The following is a 20,334-nucleotide window of genomic DNA, read 5'->3' on the forward strand; positions in this document are numbered from 1 at the left end:
ATGCGAATTGCTATTTCAGGCGGAACTGGATTTGTCGGAAAAGCTCTTTGTGACTCGTTAAGAGCGGATGGACATGACCTTTTTATTTTAACGCGAAAGCCGCAAAATGGATATCAAAAGGGTGTAACTTATGTGGAGTGGCTTACGGAAGGTTCAGATGCTGCAAAAGAGCTTAAAGCAATTGATGTATTTATTAATCTTGCTGGTGAATCCATTAACAGTGGACGATGGACAGAAAGTAGAAAAGCCCGAATTTTAAATAGCCGAGTTACTGCAACTCACGAGGTTGTGGCCATTCTCAAGCGGTTAACTCAAAAACCAAAACTCCTTATCAACGCAAGCGCAATTGGGTTTTACGGTACCTCCACAAATGCAACCTTTACGGAAGCAAACGAGAAGGCTGGTGACGATTTTCTTGCCCAAACGGTGCAAAAATGGGAGGCTTCAACCTTAGAGGCTATCGAACTTGGTGTACGGACTGTGTTTGCGCGCTTCGGAGTGATTTTAGACAAAAATGAGGGTGCATTGCCAAGAATTGCTCTTCCCTATCGCTTCTTTGCTGGAGGTTCAGTCGGTTCCGGCGAACAATGGATTTCTTGGATACATATCACAGATGTCGTTAATGGAATTCGTCATGTCATTGATTCAACCGACCTGGTTGGCCCTGTAAATTTTTGTGCCCCAGAAGCAGTAAAGATGAGTACCTTTGGAAAGACACTTGGATCTGTATTAAAACGTCCGCATTGGATGCCAGCCCCTTCTTTTGCCCTTCGTCTATTGCTTGGTGAAATGAGCATGCTGTTGTTAGAAGGACAAAAGGTGGTACCAGAAAAGTTAGTAAAAAGTGGATTTAGGTTCACATATCCGACACTTAGAGACGCTCTTCATAATATTTACTCATAAAAGAAGTATGTAAATGGATCGTTAAGGTAAAAATTAGTAACGTGAAAATACCTTTGAGAGGATGTTTTTGAATGAGTGATAAGAAGAAAAAGGATAAGTCAAAAAGTACATTGTCAAGCATGCAAGAGGTTACTTACTCACGTGAATTCAAGCTTGCTGACCAAGCAGGAGGATTCTCAGGTAAAAAGTCGAGACATTAAACTTTTTCCATTCATAACAATGTCCGAGAAAGTAAAGGATAAAAGTACGGGAATTTGTTACATTTCCGTACTTTTTTCTATGAAAGGGGTAGATCGCATTGAGTAAAAAACAATCACTTCCACAAACACCGAAAAATATGAAATCAGACGGGTTAGATGTAGAATTTGACCGTGACCTTGCCGACCACGACGACTTAGAAGCAATGGCTCGTTCAAAAGCAGCTGATGAGCGTGCAAAAAGTGGAAAAAACCAAAAGGCATAATCATTAACAGTTGTGCACAACATTATCCACATTATTGTGGATAATGTTAATAACCATCCAGAGGTATGAATACAAAGAGGTTCCACTACCATTACTTATACACAACCATCCACAATACCTGTGCAAAACCGGGTGACAGACACCCTTCGTGGACAGATCCGGTTGTTTTGTCCACCGACGGTGTCTGTCACCGCTCGTGGACACTTTATGCATTTTTGTCCATTTCAGGTGGACACCCCTCTTTCCTCTCCGTTAAGAAAATCATACATGACACTCGATTTCCCCTATGATAATATGATTCTTGTAGTTGAATAAATTTAGTCACCCTAATTATTAGTCAAAAGGAGCTGAATTGCGCTTTGAAAATCGAGTTGATTGATCGTTTTATTTCTTACGTTGTTATTGATACGCAATCAAATGATGAAAGTAACACCTGTCCTTCCACACCCGGTCAGCTTACACTTGCTAAAAAGCTTGTAGATGAGTTAATGTCAATTGGCCTAGAAGAAGTAAGTATAGATGATAATGGTTATGTTATGGCAACCCTTCCTGCAAATACAGATAAAGAGGTTCCAACGATTGGCTTCTTAGCCCATCTTGATACTGCAACAGACTTTACCGGTAACGGAGTAAATCCATTACTTCACGAAAATTATGATGGCAACGATATTGTTCTCAACGAAGACCTACATATTGTTCTTTCACCAAACGACTTTCCTAATCTAAAAAATTACATCGGACATCATTTAATTACAACTGATGGAACTACCTTGCTTGGTGCTGATAACAAAGCTGGAATAGCTGAAATTATGACAGCTATGGCCTATTTAGTTCAACATCCAGAAATTAAGCATGGAAGAATTCGTGTGGCATTTACACCTGATGAAGAAATTGGACGTGGGCCACATAAATTTGATGTGGATAAATTTGCTGCCACGTATGCCTACACAGTTGATGGTGGTCCTATTGGAGAGCTTCAATACGAAAGCTTTAGTGCAGCTGCTGCAAAGATAACAATCAAAGGAAATAATATTCATCCAGGTACCGCTAAAGGAAAAATGGTTAATTCAGCTAAGATTGCAATGGAATTAAACAGCCTCCTTCCACATGAAGAAGCACCGGAATATACAGAGGGCTATGAAGGCTTCTACCATCTTATATCCTTCCACGGAGATGTTGAGAAGACGGTCCTAAGTTACATTATTCGTGATTTTGATCGCACAAGCTTTAATAATAGAAAATCTGCAGTAGAAAAAATTGTTGCTAACTTAAATGAGAAGTACGGTCAAGGAACGATTGAACTTGAGCTTCATGATCAATACTTTAACATGAGAGAAAAGATTGAACCTGTCAAAGAGATTGTCGATATTGCTCACGAGGCGATGACTAAGCTCGGCATTGAGCCAATTATTGAGCCCATTCGTGGAGGAACAGATGGTTCTCAACTCTCTTATATGGGTCTCCCAACGCCAAATATTTTCACCGGTGGAGAAAACTTCCACGGAAAATTTGAATTTATCTCCATTGATAATATGCTGAAAGCAACTAGTGTTATCGTAGAAATCGCTCGATTATTTGAAGAAAAAGCAAAGTAAAAGGTGACTGTCCTCCCCACGTGGACAAATCAACATGATTTGTCCACGAAGGGTGTCTGTCACCTTAATTTGTTTGCGAAGTGGGTTATCTTGGTTTCGTCGAGCTTAAACTGGCTTTCTTTTACTTTGTGAACCTTTTTAATGATGAATCTTTCTAGCATGTTCATTTTGGCGAAATCAAGTTCATACCCAAATACTTCTTTAGCAACTGCATGGTCTATTAAACGTTTGGGAAATGACTGATTAAACTCCTCCTCTATTATGGATTTGTCCGGGTGTCCTGCGCATAAGAATAATCCAACCTTTTTTGTAAGTAAGGTTTCTAGATGGATTTCCATATAGGATGTGAGTTCTTTTTGAGCTCTACCCATATATATGGATCCCCCCATAATCACTGTCGAATAGTCAGAAAGGCCTGGAACCTTTTCCTTTAAAAGGTTCACTGTTTCTACCTCTTTAAATCTTTCTCTTAACTGGTTCACCGACTTTTCCACCGTTCCATGCTTGGTTGTATAGATGATTAAAATACTCAAATTACCTCCTCCTTTCTCCCGTTTTGACTAAACCCTAACTGTTAGTTGAAATATTGACCACATGTAAATTCCTTCTCTTTTTTTATATTACCAACCCCATCCCTTAAATATATTTTCATAGTGCAATATTCACAAAAAATTCAGATATACATACAAGAATAATCAGTCACTTTTCCCTATAAACAAATTCGAATTATTCTGATATATTTGAATCAATCGTGTTCCTAAATAATTGATATTCTACATACTTTTTCAACTTAGGTAACATAGAACAATGGATGGAGGGAAAAATTTGAAAATCTCAAAAGTCATATCCTCAGCCGCCGCTTTAGCACTAAGTGTAGGGATGCTATCTACGACTCTACCAATTAGCTCAAAGCTTGCTGCAGAATCAACAAGTGATTCACACGCATCTCACTCACACGCAAGTGGTTCCCCATTTGACCTCGGAATTGCTAATGATGAGCGATTAATTAAAATGCTAAAGGCTTCAGGGAAAATCTCAAAGAACGCAAGCCCAGCAGAGGCAGAAAAAGCCCTAAACAAGTTCCTACAAAATAAAGCAGCATCAGCAGAAAAAGAAGCTGGTGAGCTCCACGAAAAAGTAGAAGATGTTCGTACTGCTCTCCAAAAGGAAATGCAAACTACTAGTTTAACAAACGGAAACGGAAACAAGCTTGGACAGACAAAGAAGCAAGCCGTTGACTCAGTCCAAGAAGAAGCTTGGGACGGCGGTATGCGAACGGATAAAGTTCTAGTTGTGTTGATGGAATACCCTGACCTCCCTCACAATACCCTTACTCCGGAAGAAACAGATATGTATTACGAAGGCGAAGAAGCATATTCCCAGGAACACTATCAAGACATGCTATTTGGAACAGGTGGCTGGAAAGGTCCAGATGGTAAAACCTATGTATCTATGAAGCAATATTACGAACAACAATCTGGTGGTAGCTACTCCGTAGAAGGTACGGTTGCTGGCTGGTATAAAGCAAGTCAACCTGCTGCTTATTACGGTGGAAATGTTCCAACTCCAGATGGTAGCGATGCACGACCTCGTACGTTAATAGCTGAAGCACTAAACGCCGCAGCGGCGGATCCATCTGTTAATCTAGAAGAATATGATGAGTGGGATCGCTACGACCTTGATGGTGATGGAGACTTCCTTGAGCCAGACGGACTTGTGGATCATTTAATGGTTATCCACTCTGGTGTTGGTGAAGAGGCTGGCGGTGGAAAAATCGGTGGAGACGCGATTTGGTCACATCGTTGGAACCTTGGTGGTGTTTATCCAATTGCCGGAACGGAAGCTACTGTCCCTTACTGGGGCGGAACAATGGCAGCTTACGACTACACAGTTGAACCTGAGGACGGTGCAGTTGGGGTAATGGCTCATGAATTTGGTCATGATTTAGGTCTTCCAGATGAGTATGACACTCAGTACACTGGTCAAGGTGAACCAGTTGGGTACTGGTCTATTATGTCAAGCGGGAGTTGGGCAGGTGCTCTTCCAGGTTCAATGCCAACAGGCTTTAGCCCATACATGAAAGAAATGCTACAAGCCTCTGCAGGTGGCAATTGGCTGTCCGGTTCTGAAATCAATATAACAGACGTACCTGAGGCAGGCCTAGAAGTTCTCCTCGATGAAGCTGCTACAAAAGGAACAAATAATGATGTATTAAAAGTTAAGCTTCCTGACAAAGAAACAGTGATCACCTCTCCATACAGTGGTGAATCAATGTACTTCTCAGGTAGTGCCAATGATTTAGATAACTCTTTATCAACTACTCTAGATTTAACAAATGCAACATCTGCTAAATTAACATTCAAGACATGGTATGACATTGAAGTTGATTGGGATTACGCTTCCGTTCAGGTTAACGGTGAGACAATTCCAGGAAATCTTACAACAACAACTAACCCACATGACCAAAACCCTGGGCATGGAATTACAGGCTCTTCAAATGGTGAATGGGTCGATGCCGAATTTGACCTATCAGGTTACGCTGGAGAAAAAGTAGAGCTATCTATTAACTACTGGACAGACGTAGCTGCTGTACATCCAGGATTTTATGTAGACGATGTTGCAGTAAGTGTTAACGGAGAACAAGTTGTATTTGATGATGCTGAGGGTGAAACATCTTTCGTATCTGACGGCTTCTCAAAATCAAATGGAGTTGTGACTTCCGAGCACTATTACTTGCTTGAATGGCGTAGCCACAACGGCGTTGACGAAGGATTAGCAAATATTCGTCGTGGAGCAAGCTTGATGAGCTATGATCAAGGATTAGTTGTTTGGTATGTTGATAAGCAATTTGATTCTAACTGGACTGGTATTCACCCTGGTGACGGTTTCGTTGGTGTTGTTGATGCGGACCAGCATACGAACTACTGGAGTGATGGTGCAGTAGGTTCTACTCGCTACCAAATTCACGATGCTGCCTTTAATGTAAACAAAACGGATAAAATGTTCTTAGATTACACTAGCACATTAGGTATTACATTGCAGGATAACCATACTAAACGTACTCCTCTATTTGATGACAGTGCGGATTATTCAAACAAAGGATTGGTGGATGCAGGACGTAATGTTCCAGAATACGGCTTGAAAGTTCGCGTTATTGGCCAAAGCTCTGATGGAACAGTTGGAAAAATCCTTCTATTTAAATAAGAACTAGGTGGACGATGGAGATTGCTCCATCGTCTTTTTTATAGTCCTTCCATTTTTTTCTGAAAATTTAAATCCTTTTTGTTATGATGAAAGTAGCGATTTAAATTATATAACGGAGGGCATCTATGGGACCTTTGACTGATCATTTAATTGTTATTTCCTTCGACTGCTTGTCAGGATTAGATTTTCCAACACTAGAAACACTTCCGAATTTTCGAAAACTATTAATAAATAGCTCGTACTGTAAAAATGTAAAGACGATTTATCCCTCTGTTACCTATCCCTGTCACGCTACGATCGTAACGGGAAAACTACCAAAAAATCATGGAATTATTAATAACACCTTGTTGCAGCCTGGCAAAGTCTCTCCAGATTGGTACTGGTATAGAAGAGATATTCAAGGAACGACCTTGTATGACGAAGCAAAGCAACAAGGGATGAGCACCGCTGCTCTCCTATGGCCTGTTACAGCAAAAGCAAATATTGATTACAATATGCCAGAGATCTTTGCCAATCGTCGGTGGCATCACCAAATCCCTGTATCTTTAGTGAATGGAAGCTCACTATACCAGCTTGAGATGAACAAGAAATTCGGTCATATCAGAAAGGGGCTTTCTCAGCCTGAGCTTGATGACTTTGTTCTTGAAGCCGCTGTTGAAACCATTCGTATGAAAAAGCCTAACTTATTACTCGTTCACTTTACTGATCTTGATACAAAGCGGCATGAAACTGGGTTTTCCTCACAGGAAGCAATTGCTGCAATAAAACGTCATGACAATCGACTTGGACGAATAATGGATGCCGTTAAGTTAGCAGGCATTGAACAAAAATCTACTATTATTGCAATAGGGGACCACAGTGCCATAGATGAGTCGAAGGTGTTAAAGCCTAACGTGCTTTTTCATGAACACGGCCTTCTTAACGTTGGAAAAAATAATAAAGTAATCGACTGGAAGGCATACTGCAAAAGCTGTGATGGTTCTGCATATATTTATATTAAGAATCATGATCCTAGGACGATAAAAATGGTTCGTCAATTACTTACTCGTTCTGAAATAGAAGCCATATGGTCTTCAGAAGAAGCTTCACGATTCGGAGCAGATCCGAATTGCAGTCTAATGATAGAAGCAGCAAGAGATTATTACTTCCATGAATCAGTTGAAGGTACTTTTATCGATGAAATTACTCAAAAAGATGTTGCATCGAAAAAGTATACTAAAGCTTGCCATGGGTATTCACCAGAAAAGAAAGACTACGATACGCTCTTCATTGCGAGTGGGAAAGGAATCCAATCAGGTCACGTCCTCCCGTCTATGCACCTAATTGATGAAGGTCCAACTCTTGCTCGTCTTCTCGGCCTCGACCTAGGGAAAGTTGATGGTAGAGTGGTAGAGGAAATATTAATTCTGTAAATTAACTGTTAAAAAAGAGATAAACCCAATCTACAAAGTGATTTATATGTAAAAATGAATGTACCATTATTAGGGGGGATCTTATGAAGCGCTTTAAGAAAGAAGAGAAAAGCTGGATCATGTATGATTGGGCAAGCTCTGCTTATTCAATCATTATTTCTACCGCTGTCTTTCCACTGTTTTATAAGGCAGCAGCGACCAACTCTGGAGTTGATGCAGCCGACTCGACTGCCTATTTAGGCTATACAATTGCAATTGCTACATCCATTCTTGCTCTACTAGCTCCCATATTAGGTACTATCGCTGATTATCAAGGCTTTAAGAAAAAGTTCTTTTCCTTCTTTGTTGCATTAGGGATTTCAATGACTGCAGCATTAGCCTTTGTGCCGAGTGATCAATGGCTATGGCTCTTAATCTTTTACACTATAGCCGTAATCGGTTCATCGGGATCCAATGTATTTTATGATGCCTTTTTAGTAGATGTTTCCACAGAGGACCGCATGAGTCGTGTGTCCGCACGTGGGTTTAGTCTCGGTTATATCGGAAGTACGATTCCTTTTATTATCAGTATTGCTGTTATCATGCTGGCACAATCAAAAATCATTCCCATCTCAACTACTTCCGCTAGTCAAATATCATTTATCATAACTGCACTTTGGTGGGGATTATTTTCTATACCAATTTTTAAAAATGTACATCAAATCTATTACATCCCACGGGACCCTAAGCCAGTCACAAGCAGCTTCAAAAGGCTAGCTGAAACCTTTAAGGAAATTAAAAAATATCGGGCATTATTTTTATTTTTACTAGCATATTTCTTTTACATTGATGGTGTAGGGACCATTATTACGATGTCAACAGCATATGGAACCGATCTAGGGATTGGTTCTACAACACTATTAATTGTATTATTTGTTACCCAAGTTGTCGCTGCTCCCTTTGCGATTTTGTACGGAAAGCTTGCTGAAAAATTCACGGAGAAAAAAATGCTCTACGTTGGAATTTTTGTTTATATTATTGTTTGTATTTATGCGTTCTTTCTTGAGACAGCCACTGATTTTTGGATTCTTGCCATGCTTGTTGCCTCGTCTCAAGGAGGTATCCAAGCCTTAAGTCGATCCTACTTTGCAAAGCTTGTACCAAAGGAACGCTCTAATGAATTCTTTGGATTTTACAATATCTTTGGTAAATTCGCATCCATTATGGGTCCTCTGCTTGTGGCGGCAACGGCTCAAGTAACAGGACATACTAGTAGCGGAGTATTCAGTCTCGTTATCCTATTTATTATCGGTCTCGTAATATTAACAAAAGTTCCGGAACCAAAGACTTCTTAAACCAACAAAACCCACCATATCGGTGGGTTTTGTCATATGATTAAATCTTGAAACCTGCAGTTAATTCACGTAGGTTTTTTGCCATTTTAGACAACTGTTCCGTTGTTCCTTCAATATTGGTCATCGTGGCAAGTTGTTCTGAGATACTTGTCCGAATTTGGTCTGTACCAGCCGCCGTTTCCCCTGCTGTCTGAGCCAAATTGCTCATTGCTACTTCCATTTCATTGGTTGATAACGCTTGTTTTTCGGCTGCCTCATCAATTTGGTTAATTTCACTTAATATCTCTTGAATATGAGAAATGATATGTTGGATGGCCTCCGATACTTCATTCGATTTCTCTACCCCAGCTGTTACCAACTCTTCTACTTCTAAAACAGACGTAACCGCAGATGAGGTTTTCACTTGATTTTCCTGGACTAAATCTGAGATTTGCAGGGCTGCACGATTGCTTTTATCGGCAAGCTTACGAATCTCATCAGCAACAACACTGAAACCTTTTCCCGCCTCTCCTGCACGCGCAGCTTCAATCGCAGCATTCAATGCCAGTAAATTAGTTTGAGCAGAAATCCCTGTAATAATTTGGATAAAATCACCAATCTTATTCGATGATGTATTCAACTCACTAATTACTCCAGTTACGTCCTTGGAGGATGCAGCGATATCCGAAATAGAAGCTACGACTTCCGTTATCTTTTTTGAGCCATTTAAAGCCGCCTCATGTACCAACTTAGTATTATCTGCAGTTTGTTTCGTAGCCTTTGAAGTGCGACTAGAGAAGTTTGCCATTTCAATCAAGGTACCCGTCGTTTCCTCCATTACTGCCGCACTTTGTGAAGTTCCAGATGCAATTTCTGAAACGGTAAAAGAGATTTGCTCAAATGACTTTGTCGTTTCACTTGTTGCATCAGTTAATTGATCACTTGATTCTGAAATAGTTTCAGCCGATCCAGCTACTTCTTTTATGATATTTTGAAGTTTTTCTACAAAGGTATCAAAACTGTTGCTTAACTCACCAATTTCATCTTTACTTTCGTAACCGATTCTTGCGGTAAGATCCCCATTACTTTCAGAAATTTCCTTGAGTTTAGATGTTACTCTTCTTGCAGGAATACTAATCGATCTAGCAATAAAAATAGAAAGCAACAAGGTTGTAGCAATCGCTATCACGATTACAGAAATCGTAATTACTAGGGTGGTCTTGTATACTGTCTCACTCTCGTTAAACGTACTTTCAGCTTGTTTTATTTGTATATCAATAATCTTATCAAGTGCACTGACTGCTTCCGCTTTTGTTGAATCTAGCAACAACATTTCCTGAGGAGGTCCCTCATTTATCTCCGTTTCCATCTGCAGGCTACCTACCCCATTACTCTCGAGGAAAGCTGTCATGGCCTCTATATACTCAGTGTAGCTAGATATAAATTCATTATATTTACTATTATTCTCATACTCCTTTATGTTTTCATTTGTACTGGAAATTTGTTCGGTGGCCTCATCTTGAATGGATTGTACCTCTTCCTCATCTTCTCCAGCATCCTTAAGTGAATTTGCTAGAGTTCGTATGTATTCAATATCCGATTTGATGGACTCAAGCTTGACGATGGGGACTAGATTTTCATTATTTAGCTTTTGAATATTCGAGTTCACTTCTGAGATTTGAACAAGGGATGTTACTCCACTTATAATAAGAAAAATAAAAAAGCTAACTGTAAGAACAGCAATTTTCCGTCCAAATTTCAGATTTTTCAATAGTTTCATTGGTCTTTCTTCCTTCCGCAACTTTTTTTCATATAGGTCATTCTAACTAAAGGATGTTTCCATATTAAAAAGGAAGTATGAAAAAAGTATGAACAAAAAGAAAAGCGGGGTATTTCTCCCCACTTTTTAGAAGACACTATTCAAATAGATATATTCTTGAATTTTTCCTTGCTACCCAGTGCTTATTGTCATTCTTAGAACATACTTAGCTCATAATTTTTTGATAACAATTCCAATAATTTAATTCCAGCAATGCTATTCCCTTTATCGTCTAGAGCCGGTCCAAAAATACCAATGCCGAATCGTTCTGGAACAGCCCCCATAATCCCACCAGAAACTCCACTTTTAGCAGGAATTCCTATCTTTATCGCAAATTCACCCGATGCATTATACATTCCACATGTCACCATAAAGGTCTTACAAATTCTTGCTACTTCTTTAGGCATGAGTTGTTGCCCGCTTGTGGGGTCTTTACCATCCATAGCAAACACTACTCCCATTCTGGCTAAATCCAAGGCATTCATTTCGATTGCGCATTGCTTTGTATACAAGTTCATTAATTGTTCCACATCTTCATTGATAATTCCATGCTGTTTTATAAAAAAGCTAAGTGCGCGGTTTAAATCAGCGGTCTTAAACTCTGAACTAGCTACGTCTTCACAATAGCTTACTTCCGTGTCATTAGTTAATTGTTGAACAAATGCTAGCAAACGACCAAATCGTTCATCAATGGAATCACCCTTAATCATATGGGTGACAACAAGGGCTCCTGCGTTAATCATTGGATTCAGTGGCTTTGCTACTGCCATCGTTTCTAGCTTTGCAATAGAATTAAAAGGGTCTCCCGTTGGCTCCATACCCACTCGTTCAAAAACATAATCAGACCCATGATCCATTAAAACAAGTGCTAGACTAATTACCTTTGAAATACTTTGTAGACTAATTTTCTTTTCAATATTTCCTGCCGATATACAGCTGCCATCTGGAAAATGAATGGCAACTGATAGATCATCACGATTGGCTTTGCCTAAAGCAGGAATATAATCCGCGACCTTCCCATAATGAGTACATTTTCTAGCTTCTTCGACCAATGCTTTTAGTTCTTCACTCGATTGACATAACACTTTTATCACCACTATTTTTAGATTATCCGCACTCTATTGTTTGTTATCAAGTAGCCGCTTATGTAAACTTTGGAATCACACGCAAAAAAAAGCTTGAAGATCCCGCTCCAAGCTTTAACATACTTATCATTTAAGCGACAACACTTCATCTAGCCTTTTCCCATCAATAAATACTGATACCCTTTTGACACTATCAAACTGAAGGGCCGTTTCTTCAATTTGTGCCTTTACCCGAGGGTTATCAAGTACCCCTCCAAGCTTGAGATCACCTGTCAGTTCAATAACCGCTTCACCATTGTCAATCACGACACTTTTAATTTCTAAATTTGATTGATAAAGAGAATGATAAAACCCTGATTGGCCGTACATTTGCTCATTTAAGGATAAAAGCTTTGTAAGTGCTGCCTTTAATGGTGCCTTTGTAGGTTCAATATCAACTAGTACAGGTATAGCACTGTCGTTTCCACCGATTTTTTTTCCGCTAGCTCCATTGTCGTCAATTCCAATCAGGAATATTTTCACCTTTGTCACACCTGAACTTCCTTGATCGGTGGTACCTGGATTGTCCTCTGGCTTCTCGTCATCCTGATCTTGGCCCGGATTCTCTGCTGGCTTTTCCCCAGAAGATTGATCGTTCCCATCATTGCTAGTTGGCTTCTCTCCCACTGATGGTTGTGACACAGGCTTTTCTTCAACATCGTTCTTCGTACATCCAATGAGTAGAACAAATGAAATGAGCAATAGTCCTAAAAGTTTCCTCACCCTTTCCCCCTCCAACTAATTGTCTTACTTTATTATATTACGGTAAAAAAGAAGGTTACCTATAGATGATAGAAATTTTCCCTTTTCATTATGCATATTTACAGGGAGGGTTTATATTCCAAAGGTTTATTAAATATTTCCAGAAGACAATCTTCCGTTTTAAAATAGCTGAATATGTTGTAGAGGATTATGCCCTGAGGAGGAGAACTAAATTGGAAGAGAGACAACAACCTAGGCATTTGGCCTGGCATGAAACTTTGGAGATTCACGAACTGGTCGCTTTTCAATCTATTGGACTTATGAAGTTAAAAAAAGCTTTCCCTGAAGTCACTGACCCTGCTCTAAAGAATTTGTATAATGAAGCAATAAAAGGATTGAGTAAAAATATTCAAGATCTACTTAAGTTTTATCCGATGGCACCAAAAGCAAATCGTGAGGACGAAGAGATTCGTGAGGATTTAATGCCTTTTTACGCGGGAGACTTACTAGCATTATTTAAGACCGGCGTAAGAAATTATTCGATTGCCATTACAGAAACCGCAACACCAGCACTTCGTAACGTTCTAAAACAGCATCTAAACGCTGCAATTGACACACATGCAAAAGTATATTCATTTATGTATAGCAAAGGATTATATCCTTCTTACCAATTTGATAAGCTTTTACAAAATGATGTGAATCTAGCCAATAAAGCCTTAAGAAAGTCTTTCTAATCATGGAAAGGCGAAGCCACCCTACTCAGGGTGGCTTTACTTTCTTTCATAGATTCATACACTTAGCTAAGCACTGAATTAATTTTTCGTAATACATTCTTTCGCGATTAACTTATAGGACTGCTCTCGATCCTCGTACGAAGGAGTAATTGTTACAATCATTATTTCATCTGCATGATACAGAGCCTGTAGTTTTTGAAGCTCCTCACTCACCTTAACTGGATTTCCAAGAATAATTTTCTTCTTCATATCATCAATCATTAACATTTCTTCTTCTGTGTATCGATAGCTTTTTGCCTCTTCTAGAGAGGGAACTCCTTCTTTTCCTTCCCCTTTTAAATGTTTTATTCTCCAAAGATATCCTGATAGAGCCAGGTCCTCAGCCATTTCAGTAGTATCTGCACAAATTACTGAGACAGCAACGATTGTTTCAGATGTTGGTTGTTTAACTGGCACAAAGCTTTCTAGATAAGACTTCATGATATCAGGGCCTGGTTTTTCACTCATAAAATGTCCAAATGCATAAGAAGTTCCCATTTCCGCTGCTAGCTTTGCACTCTTACCACTTGTGCCAAGTAACCAGGTCTGTGGAGGAACAATAGGTCGTGGTGAAGCAGTTACACCTGAATATAAGTGTTCCTGTGGGAAATCATGATGCAAAAAATGTAATAGCTCTTCAAAGCTTTCTGGCATTCTCCATACCTGTTGTAGAAATTGACCTGATAACGCCTCTGTTACTTCAGCCGATCCTCCTGGAGCTCTTCCAATTCCTAGGTCAATCCTACCTGGAAATAGAGTGGCTAATAAATTAAAACTTTCAGCAACTTTATAGGGTTTATAATAAGGAAGTAGAATCGCTCCCGCACCAATCCGAATTGTGGAGGTGTTTGCTCCAATATATGGGAGCATCACTTCTGGTGCAGGGCACGTAAGACCTGGAAAATCATGATGCTCTGCAATCCAATATCTTGTGTACCCTAGCTCTTCTCCCCATCTTGCTAACTGCATAGAAGCTTGTAATGCTTGCTGTGGAGATTTCCCCGAAATCAAAGGGGATTGATCCAATATACTTAATTTCACGACTTACACCCCTTTTCTGTACGAAAAAGAGCAGGGATGGCCCCTGCTCGAGTACGGTCCTACTAAATTTTATTAATTAACTAATAAAAAAACAAACCATATTACTTGATCGTCTGTGGTGGTTCTTCCAGCCACCCGTTCTGAATCATGATCTTTGCTCCCTCATGAGCATATTCAAATATATCTTTCATAAAAGCAGCTAACTTTGTAGGCAAATCGTTCCTTAGGCTAAAGGCGGTTCCAATTGAGTTCCCACCTAAGGAAAAGCTACAAAAAAGGCTGATACAGTACATCATCAGTTTATCCGAAAACGGTGGCACAGTTGAATCTGTAGTATTTCCTCCCGCTGTAGTAGGGACTTGTAAATTATTTTGGAGGAGAACCTCAGTAAAGTCCTTAATCATTGCTTTTGCTAATTCTCCCCCTTTATTAAAATACTTCCTCACCTCTTGCTCTTTTGCCACCTGAGCAAAGCCAAAAATCATTTTCATTCCTAACACATTGGTTTCAACACCACGATATAGATGAGCAATTTCCACTGTATTAAGTGGTCTTTTTTCACTAAAAAATTTCGCCCCATCGAGATAATTATTAGATTTAACAAATTCAATTGATTTTTCAATGGAAACGTACGGTGCTCTTGGTAAAAGTCCTTTATGTAATAAATACTTTGTACAATAGTCATAATACTTCTGTGTCATCTTCGTTAGCTCTCTAAAGAACAAAACGATATCTTCCCTATAGACCATGGTTAAGTTTATCGTGTGCATCCCAGAACTGATTTCCTTTACTAAACGGACAAACATGATATCAAAACCATTCTCATATAGCTTTGGTGCGTCTTTAGTTACATCTTGGGCAACAAACCCAATTGGGATTGGAATTCCCTCCGCATGAAACATTGATTTCATCTGTTCTACATTCAGTTGTATTTCTTCTTTTAAAGAGCTCATGATTTCTTTCGCTTCATGATCATCAGCTTTTTCGATAAAATACTCTAGCATTTGAAAAAGCATAGTCTTTTGTTGATATGTAATCCATAGTGCACCAATCTCAGAAGATGTCATAGCTGGTGTTTCAGGCATTTTCCTTTTCCTCCACACGTAATAATAATTTTTCTTCCATTATTTTGCACGTAGAAGAGAGGAAAATTCCTATTTATTTTAAAAATATATCCTTCTAATAATTATAATATCTCTTTGACTCTTCCAACTACCCCGTTTTCTAGCATTACCTTGATCCCATGTGGATGAGTAGGGCTATTTGTAAGTATTTTTGAAACTACACCCTCCGTTAACTTACCTGATCGCTGATCTGCTTTTTGTACCACCTTTACTAGACTTCCTATAGTAATGTTTACTCGTTTCTGTGAATTCATTTATTTCCGCTCCCTTCCAAGATATAAAATTAATTATCGTCTATTTTTACCACTTTTCCAAATCTAAAAAAGGATATAGACCAATGCAGTCTATATCCTCTCTACTATATATGAAAGATTTTTTGTTCGAGCGTCACTTGATTAATCTTCTTTAGATTTGGTTCAAACCCAATTCCAGGTTCGTCTGGTACTCGAATAAAGCCGCCACTCATTTCTACTTCCGGTGAAATAATATCTTCCTTCCAGTAATGCGAGGAAGGGGCTGTGTCACCTGGAAGCGTAAAGTTGGCTAGTGATGTAATTGCAATATTATGTGCTCTCCCAATTCCTGCTTCTAGCATTCCACCACACCACATGGGGATCTCATTTTTCACACATAAATCGTGTATTTTCCTTGACTCTGTGAGCCCGCCCACACGGCCAATTTTTAAATTAATAATTTTACAACTTCCAAGCTGAATCGCTTTTCTGGCATCTTCAGCGGAGTGGATACTTTCGTCTAAACAGATGGGAGTGGAAAGCTTCGCTTGTAGCGATGCGTGATCAATGATGTCGTCACAGGCAAGCGGCTGTTCGATCATCATTAAATTGAATTCATCTAATGCTTGAAGGTGATTGATATCCTTTAATGTATAGGCACAATTGGCATCAGCCATTAAAGGAATACTTGGAAATTCACGGCGAATAGATTTTAATATATGAATATCCCAAGCAGGCTTTATTTTTACTTTAATACGCTTATACCCTTCTTTTACGTACTCTTCAATTTGCTTAAGCATCGCCGCTTCTGACTTTTGTATCCCTACACTTACACCCACTTCAATCCGATCCTTCACTCCACCAAGCGCTTTTGATAAGGAAAGATTATTCTCTCTAGCGTATAAATCCCAGACGGCACACTCTAATGCTGCCTTCGCATTATTATTGCCACGGATAAATTGAAATCGCTCAGACACTTCATCTGGATGCGAAATGGGTTCTTTTAATAATAAGGGGATGAGAAAATCACTCATGATATGCCAATTGGTTTTTACCGTTTCTTCGTTATAGATCGGCTCAATAATTGAAACAGACTCTGCCCATCCTGATAAACCACTTTTCGACTGTACTTCCACGATAATGAAATCCTTATCCACTTCCGTACCAACACTCGTAGTAAACGGAGTCAACAGATTCATTTTTACATGCCTCAAAATGATGCTCTTTACTTCCATTTCACATTCCCCTTGCTATAGCTTTTGTAAGACGTAGTAGTAGTGATTTTCTTTTTCCTTCCGTAAATCAGTCGCAGTGTATCCTTTATTAAAATAGTGCATAAACGCCTTCCGAGTGGTCTCTCTCCACTTTTTAGCAAGTGCAAAGTCTTCTATTTTAATCGTCTGAAAATTCCCAGGTACGGATACATAAAGTACGTCCTGAGATAAGCTCAAGTTGCTTTCCATTGGAGCTAAGTTTCCATTGAATTGATCTGTTCTAATTACGTGCTGGGCGTCCCGGACGAATTCCGTTTTCACACTCTCGGACTTTAGTCGCCACTCTATTAGAAAACGGTCCGTTGCAAGGCCTGTGTTCAGCCCATCATTCATCTCCCCGTATACATCTTTCTTATACGTAGAACATACGCCACCAAGCTTATGTAAATTTAAATTCGCATTCACTGTTTCAAGGGGGTCATAGGTCCATGTGATTAAATCATAGCCTTTCAGAAGCGCCGTTTCCTTCTGAGCCCATTTCAATTTCTCCCCAACTCCGAATGTTCGATAATCAGGATGAATCCCTAGGCTGTGAGAGCATAGATACCCTTTCGCACCATCAAACCCTGGGAAGCTATACTGGAAACCAATTAGCTTCTCATCGAGAAAAGCACCAAGAACGAAGCCGCCATTTTTCACAGCGGCCACGGTTTGGTTTACCGGTATTGAATCTTCTAAGCTCCAAATAAGCGCCTCTAATTCACGTACCTTTTCTAGCTCTATGACACTTTGAAGATCTCGAATGTTCACTTCGTCTTTCAAATGTATTCTCCTCCTTCATCGGAGAGGTTACCAAGTCTGTTTATCTGCTTCCAATAAAAGCCTTGTTAATATTTTTGTGCCATATAATAATGCCGTATTGTCAAATTTCATCTTTGGATGATGTAAGCCTGGTTCCAAACCGCATCCTAATCCAATCATAGTCGCAACCATTTCGGGTTGTTTTAACGTGTAGAAGTGAAAGTCTTCTGCTCCAGGAGAGTCGCACATTGGTACGAGACATTCCTCTCCCAGAACAGATTTAATTGCTTCTTCCGCAAGCTTTACAGCAGATTCGTTCCTCACTGCAGCTGGAGAATAACTATCCTGCTGGAACTCAATCTTCGTATTTGTCCCTTCCTCAATAGATTGAATGGTTTGTTGTGCCTCTTCTATAAGCAACATCATGGCTTCATTCGACTTTGCGCGAAGATCAACGGTAAATCGGGCTGTTTCTGGGATGAGGTTCGATGCCTCACCACAATGAAGCTCAGTCATTTTAATCGAGTATGGTACGTCGGTTTCTAAACGAATCTTTTGAAAAGCTTGGACCAAAAGGGCCGCAGCCTCAATCGGATTATTGCCTTCCTCTGGTCTCGCAGCATGTGCAGGTGTCCCTTTAATCGTGCCTCTAATACAGCTTGATGCACCGTGCAGGATTACTGGAGCTGCCATGCCATTAGCAACCTCGAATGCAGGGCGTAAATGGATTCCACAAAGAAATTTCACATTGCTTAGAGCGCCCTCTTCAATCATTTTTAAAGCACCCTCTGCCTTTTCCTCTGCGGGCTGAAAGATAAAGCGAATGGTATGCCGATGCTTTATTTTAGCAAGTGCGAGTGCCGCATATAACACCATCGTACTATGGCCATCATGGCCGCATGAGTGATTTGCTTGTACGACACCATCAATCTCCTGTAAGAGCGCATCCATGTCAGCACGGATCGCAATTACCTCATTACTTTCTCCCTTAATTTCAGCAATCAACCCATAATGACCATGAAAAGTTTGGACATCAAATCCTGCTACTTCTAGCTTTCTCCTTACATACAGAGAGGTTTTTTCTTCCTTCCAGCTCGGCTCAGCAAGCTCGTGAAGGTCTTTATACGTATCTAAGATTTGTTTTCGCTCTGTATCTATATAGTTTTCTAAAAGAACCATTTGTTGTCAAAACCCTTCTTGTTAAAAAATAATATGTGCTGCAATGGCAACAATCGGTAAAGTAATGGACGTACGAATTAAGAAGATTAGTACTAAATCTTTAAAGCTAACAGGTAGCTTGGATCCTAGCAATAAACCGCCCATTTCAGATAGGTAAATTAACTGTGTAACGGAGACACATGCAATGACAAAACGTGTTAATTCACTTTCAATTCCACTTCCGATAATTGCTGGTAAAAACATATCTGCAAATCCAACAACCATCGTTTGAGCTGCCTGGTCAGCTTCTGGAATTTGCATTAAAGCTAAGATTGGCTCAAATGGTTTTCCTAAAATGGTGAATACCGGAGTGAATTCGGCGATTACTAAAGCGGTAACTCCAATAGCCATTACTATTGGTAGTACACCCATCCACATATCTAATACATTTTGAAGTCCCTCTTTAAATGTTGCTTTTACACTTGTATTTGTCTTCGCTTTACTTACCGCTTGTACTAATCCCCATTTAGCGTATGATGTCCCGGCTGGAATACTCGTTTCCTTCACTAACTTGGCATGCTCATAGCCTGTGTCTGATTTTCTAGACAGTGGAGGAATTCGCGGCATGATTATCGCTGCTGCTAAACCAGCAATAACGATCGTTGCGTAGTAATGAAGAAAGTATTTATCTAGATTTAAGTACTGAATCACAACAATTGTAAAAGTAATCGATACAACTGAGAAAGTTGTAGCTATAACCGCTGCTTCTCTTTTTGTATAATAGCCTTCTTCATATTGCTTTGTTGTTAGAAGGACGCCGATTGTCCCATCCCCTACCCATGATGCTAAGCAGTCAAGAGATGATCGTCCAGGTAGCTTGAAAATCGGACGCATAATCTTCATTGTCAATGCTCCAAAGAACTCTAGCAAACCAAAGTTTAAAAGAAGCGGCAATAAGAATCCTGCTAGTAAAAATGTGGTTAGTAGAATCGGAAGCAGGCTATATAGCAGCATTCCTCCTGTATTCTCAGAGAAAATAAATTCTGGTCCTACTTTCGTTAGTGCGATCACTGTAAAAATTGACCCTAAAACACGTGCAATTAACCATAATTTGCTTACATTTAATAATTTATTTAGAAATTCATTTTCGATAATAAATCGCGGCTTGGCAATTACAGCAATAAGTGAACCTAAGACAGATAGGATAATGACACCGGTTGCAAAAGCTGGGATTTGATCAACAAAAAGGTTATTTAATTGGCTGGCTAGGAATGCAACTGGAATCGTTATTCCTTCACCATTTGAAATAGGAATAATAAAGAGCAAAATACCAATCAGGGATGGTAAGATAAATTTCAAATAATCTTGAAGAGAGAAGGATTTCGGAGAAGCTTCCTCTCTTGCTGTTCTAACATTTGAAGCATTAGTCATAAAGGGTAAACCTCCTCTTAAATA

The 20,334-nt window shown here is 39.6% G+C and carries 19 protein-coding genes; 8 read left to right on the forward strand and 11 right to left on the reverse strand.

Features of this window, described 5'->3' with window-relative positions:
* From BKO01S_RS16260 to pepT, 4 genes are all read left to right on the forward strand, one after another.
* Entirely contained in the window at positions 1–903 is a 903-nt protein-coding gene (locus BKO01S_RS16260; RefSeq protein ID WP_066056413.1) for a TIGR01777 family oxidoreductase, read from the forward strand.
* Positions 904–974: 71 nt separating this feature from the next.
* A complete protein-coding gene (locus BKO01S_RS24020) occupies positions 975–1,103 on the forward strand; it encodes a YfhE family protein (protein ID WP_084362114.1) in 129 nt (42 codons plus the stop codon).
* Between the two features lie 98 nt (positions 1,104–1,201).
* Positions 1,202–1,366, forward strand: coding sequence for a YfhD family protein (locus BKO01S_RS24025; protein ID WP_269748540.1), 165 nt, complete (start codon positions 1,202–1,204; stop codon positions 1,364–1,366).
* 359 nt (positions 1,367–1,725) lie between these two features.
* The gene (pepT, locus tag BKO01S_RS16265; protein ID WP_066056417.1) at positions 1,726–2,961 is read left to right on the forward strand and encodes a peptidase T; all 1,236 of its coding nucleotides are present in this window, start codon (positions 1,726–1,728) and stop codon (positions 2,959–2,961) included.
* A gap of 59 nt (positions 2,962–3,020) precedes the next feature.
* Here pepT and BKO01S_RS16270 read toward each other — a convergent pair whose 3' ends face one another.
* On the reverse strand, positions 3,021–3,494 hold the full coding sequence (locus tag BKO01S_RS16270; protein WP_066056419.1) for a flavodoxin domain-containing protein: 474 nt from the start codon (positions 3,492–3,494) through the stop codon (positions 3,021–3,023).
* 274 nt (positions 3,495–3,768) lie between these two features.
* Here BKO01S_RS16270 and BKO01S_RS16275 point away from each other — a divergent pair, with 274 nt between their 5' ends.
* The 3 genes from BKO01S_RS16275 to BKO01S_RS16285 all read left to right on the forward strand — a co-directional run bounded on the left by BKO01S_RS16275 (position 3,769) and on the right by BKO01S_RS16285 (position 8,911).
* On the forward strand, positions 3,769–6,165 hold the full coding sequence (locus BKO01S_RS16275; RefSeq protein ID WP_084362115.1) for an immune inhibitor A domain-containing protein: 2,397 nt from the start codon (positions 3,769–3,771) through the stop codon (positions 6,163–6,165).
* 125 nt (positions 6,166–6,290) lie between these two features.
* Complete coding sequence (locus BKO01S_RS16280; RefSeq protein WP_066056422.1) at positions 6,291–7,577, forward strand: alkaline phosphatase family protein; 1,287 nt, start codon at positions 6,291–6,293, stop codon at positions 7,575–7,577.
* A gap of 83 nt (positions 7,578–7,660) precedes the next feature.
* Positions 7,661–8,911: an MFS transporter gene (locus BKO01S_RS16285; RefSeq protein ID WP_066056425.1), complete on the forward strand. Its 1,251-nt coding sequence runs from the start codon at positions 7,661–7,663 to the stop codon at positions 8,909–8,911.
* Positions 8,912–8,951: 40 nt separating this feature from the next.
* On the opposite strand, the gene BKO01S_RS16290 is transcribed toward BKO01S_RS16285, so the two are convergent.
* From BKO01S_RS16290 to BKO01S_RS16300, 3 genes are all read right to left on the reverse strand, one after another.
* A complete protein-coding gene (locus tag BKO01S_RS16290) occupies positions 8,952–10,670 on the reverse strand; it encodes a methyl-accepting chemotaxis protein (protein WP_066056428.1) in 1,719 nt (572 codons plus the stop codon).
* A gap of 194 nt (positions 10,671–10,864) precedes the next feature.
* Positions 10,865–11,794 (reverse strand): glutaminase A, encoded by a 930-nt coding sequence (gene glsA / locus BKO01S_RS16295; RefSeq protein WP_066056431.1) that lies wholly within the window; start codon positions 11,792–11,794, stop codon positions 10,865–10,867.
* 126 nt (positions 11,795–11,920) lie between these two features.
* Positions 11,921–12,556 (reverse strand): GerMN domain-containing protein, encoded by a 636-nt coding sequence (locus BKO01S_RS16300; protein ID WP_066056433.1) that lies wholly within the window; start codon positions 12,554–12,556, stop codon positions 11,921–11,923.
* Between the two features lie 212 nt (positions 12,557–12,768).
* On the opposite strand from BKO01S_RS16300, the gene BKO01S_RS16305 reads away from it, so the two are divergent.
* Complete coding sequence (locus tag BKO01S_RS16305; RefSeq protein ID WP_066056642.1) at positions 12,769–13,269, forward strand: spore coat protein; 501 nt, start codon at positions 12,769–12,771, stop codon at positions 13,267–13,269.
* A 78-nt stretch (positions 13,270–13,347) separates the two neighbouring features.
* Here BKO01S_RS16305 and BKO01S_RS16310 read toward each other — a convergent pair whose 3' ends face one another.
* The 7 genes from BKO01S_RS16310 to BKO01S_RS16340 all read right to left on the reverse strand — a co-directional run bounded on the left by BKO01S_RS16310 (position 13,348) and on the right by BKO01S_RS16340 (position 20,310).
* On the reverse strand, positions 13,348–14,349 hold the full coding sequence (locus BKO01S_RS16310; protein WP_066056436.1) for an LLM class flavin-dependent oxidoreductase: 1,002 nt from the start codon (positions 14,347–14,349) through the stop codon (positions 13,348–13,350).
* Between the two features lie 101 nt (positions 14,350–14,450).
* Positions 14,451–15,434 carry a DUF3231 family protein gene (locus BKO01S_RS16315; protein WP_066056439.1) on the reverse strand — a complete coding sequence of 328 codons (984 nt, stop codon included), beginning with the start codon at positions 15,432–15,434 and terminating at the stop codon, positions 14,451–14,453.
* A gap of 101 nt (positions 15,435–15,535) precedes the next feature.
* Positions 15,536–15,727: a YwbE family protein gene (locus BKO01S_RS16320; RefSeq protein ID WP_066056442.1), complete on the reverse strand. Its 192-nt coding sequence runs from the start codon at positions 15,725–15,727 to the stop codon at positions 15,536–15,538.
* A gap of 104 nt (positions 15,728–15,831) precedes the next feature.
* Complete coding sequence (menC, locus tag BKO01S_RS16325; RefSeq protein WP_066056445.1) at positions 15,832–16,941, reverse strand: o-succinylbenzoate synthase; 1,110 nt, start codon at positions 16,939–16,941, stop codon at positions 15,832–15,834.
* Positions 16,942–16,956: 15 nt separating this feature from the next.
* Complete coding sequence (locus tag BKO01S_RS16330; RefSeq protein ID WP_066056448.1) at positions 16,957–17,742, reverse strand: GNAT family N-acetyltransferase; 786 nt, start codon at positions 17,740–17,742, stop codon at positions 16,957–16,959.
* Positions 17,743–17,769: 27 nt separating this feature from the next.
* Entirely contained in the window at positions 17,770–18,900 is a 1,131-nt protein-coding gene (locus tag BKO01S_RS16335; RefSeq protein WP_066056451.1) for an amidohydrolase, read from the reverse strand.
* A gap of 21 nt (positions 18,901–18,921) precedes the next feature.
* Entirely contained in the window at positions 18,922–20,310 is a 1,389-nt protein-coding gene (locus tag BKO01S_RS16340) for a YjiH family protein (RefSeq protein WP_066056453.1), read from the reverse strand.
* Between the last annotated feature and the right edge of the window lie 24 nt (positions 20,311–20,334).

The sequence above is a fragment of the Robertmurraya korlensis NBRC 107688 genome (assembly GCF_001591645.1).
In the GTDB taxonomy this organism is placed as follows: Bacteria; Bacillota; Bacilli; order Bacillales; family Cytobacillaceae; genus Robertmurraya_A.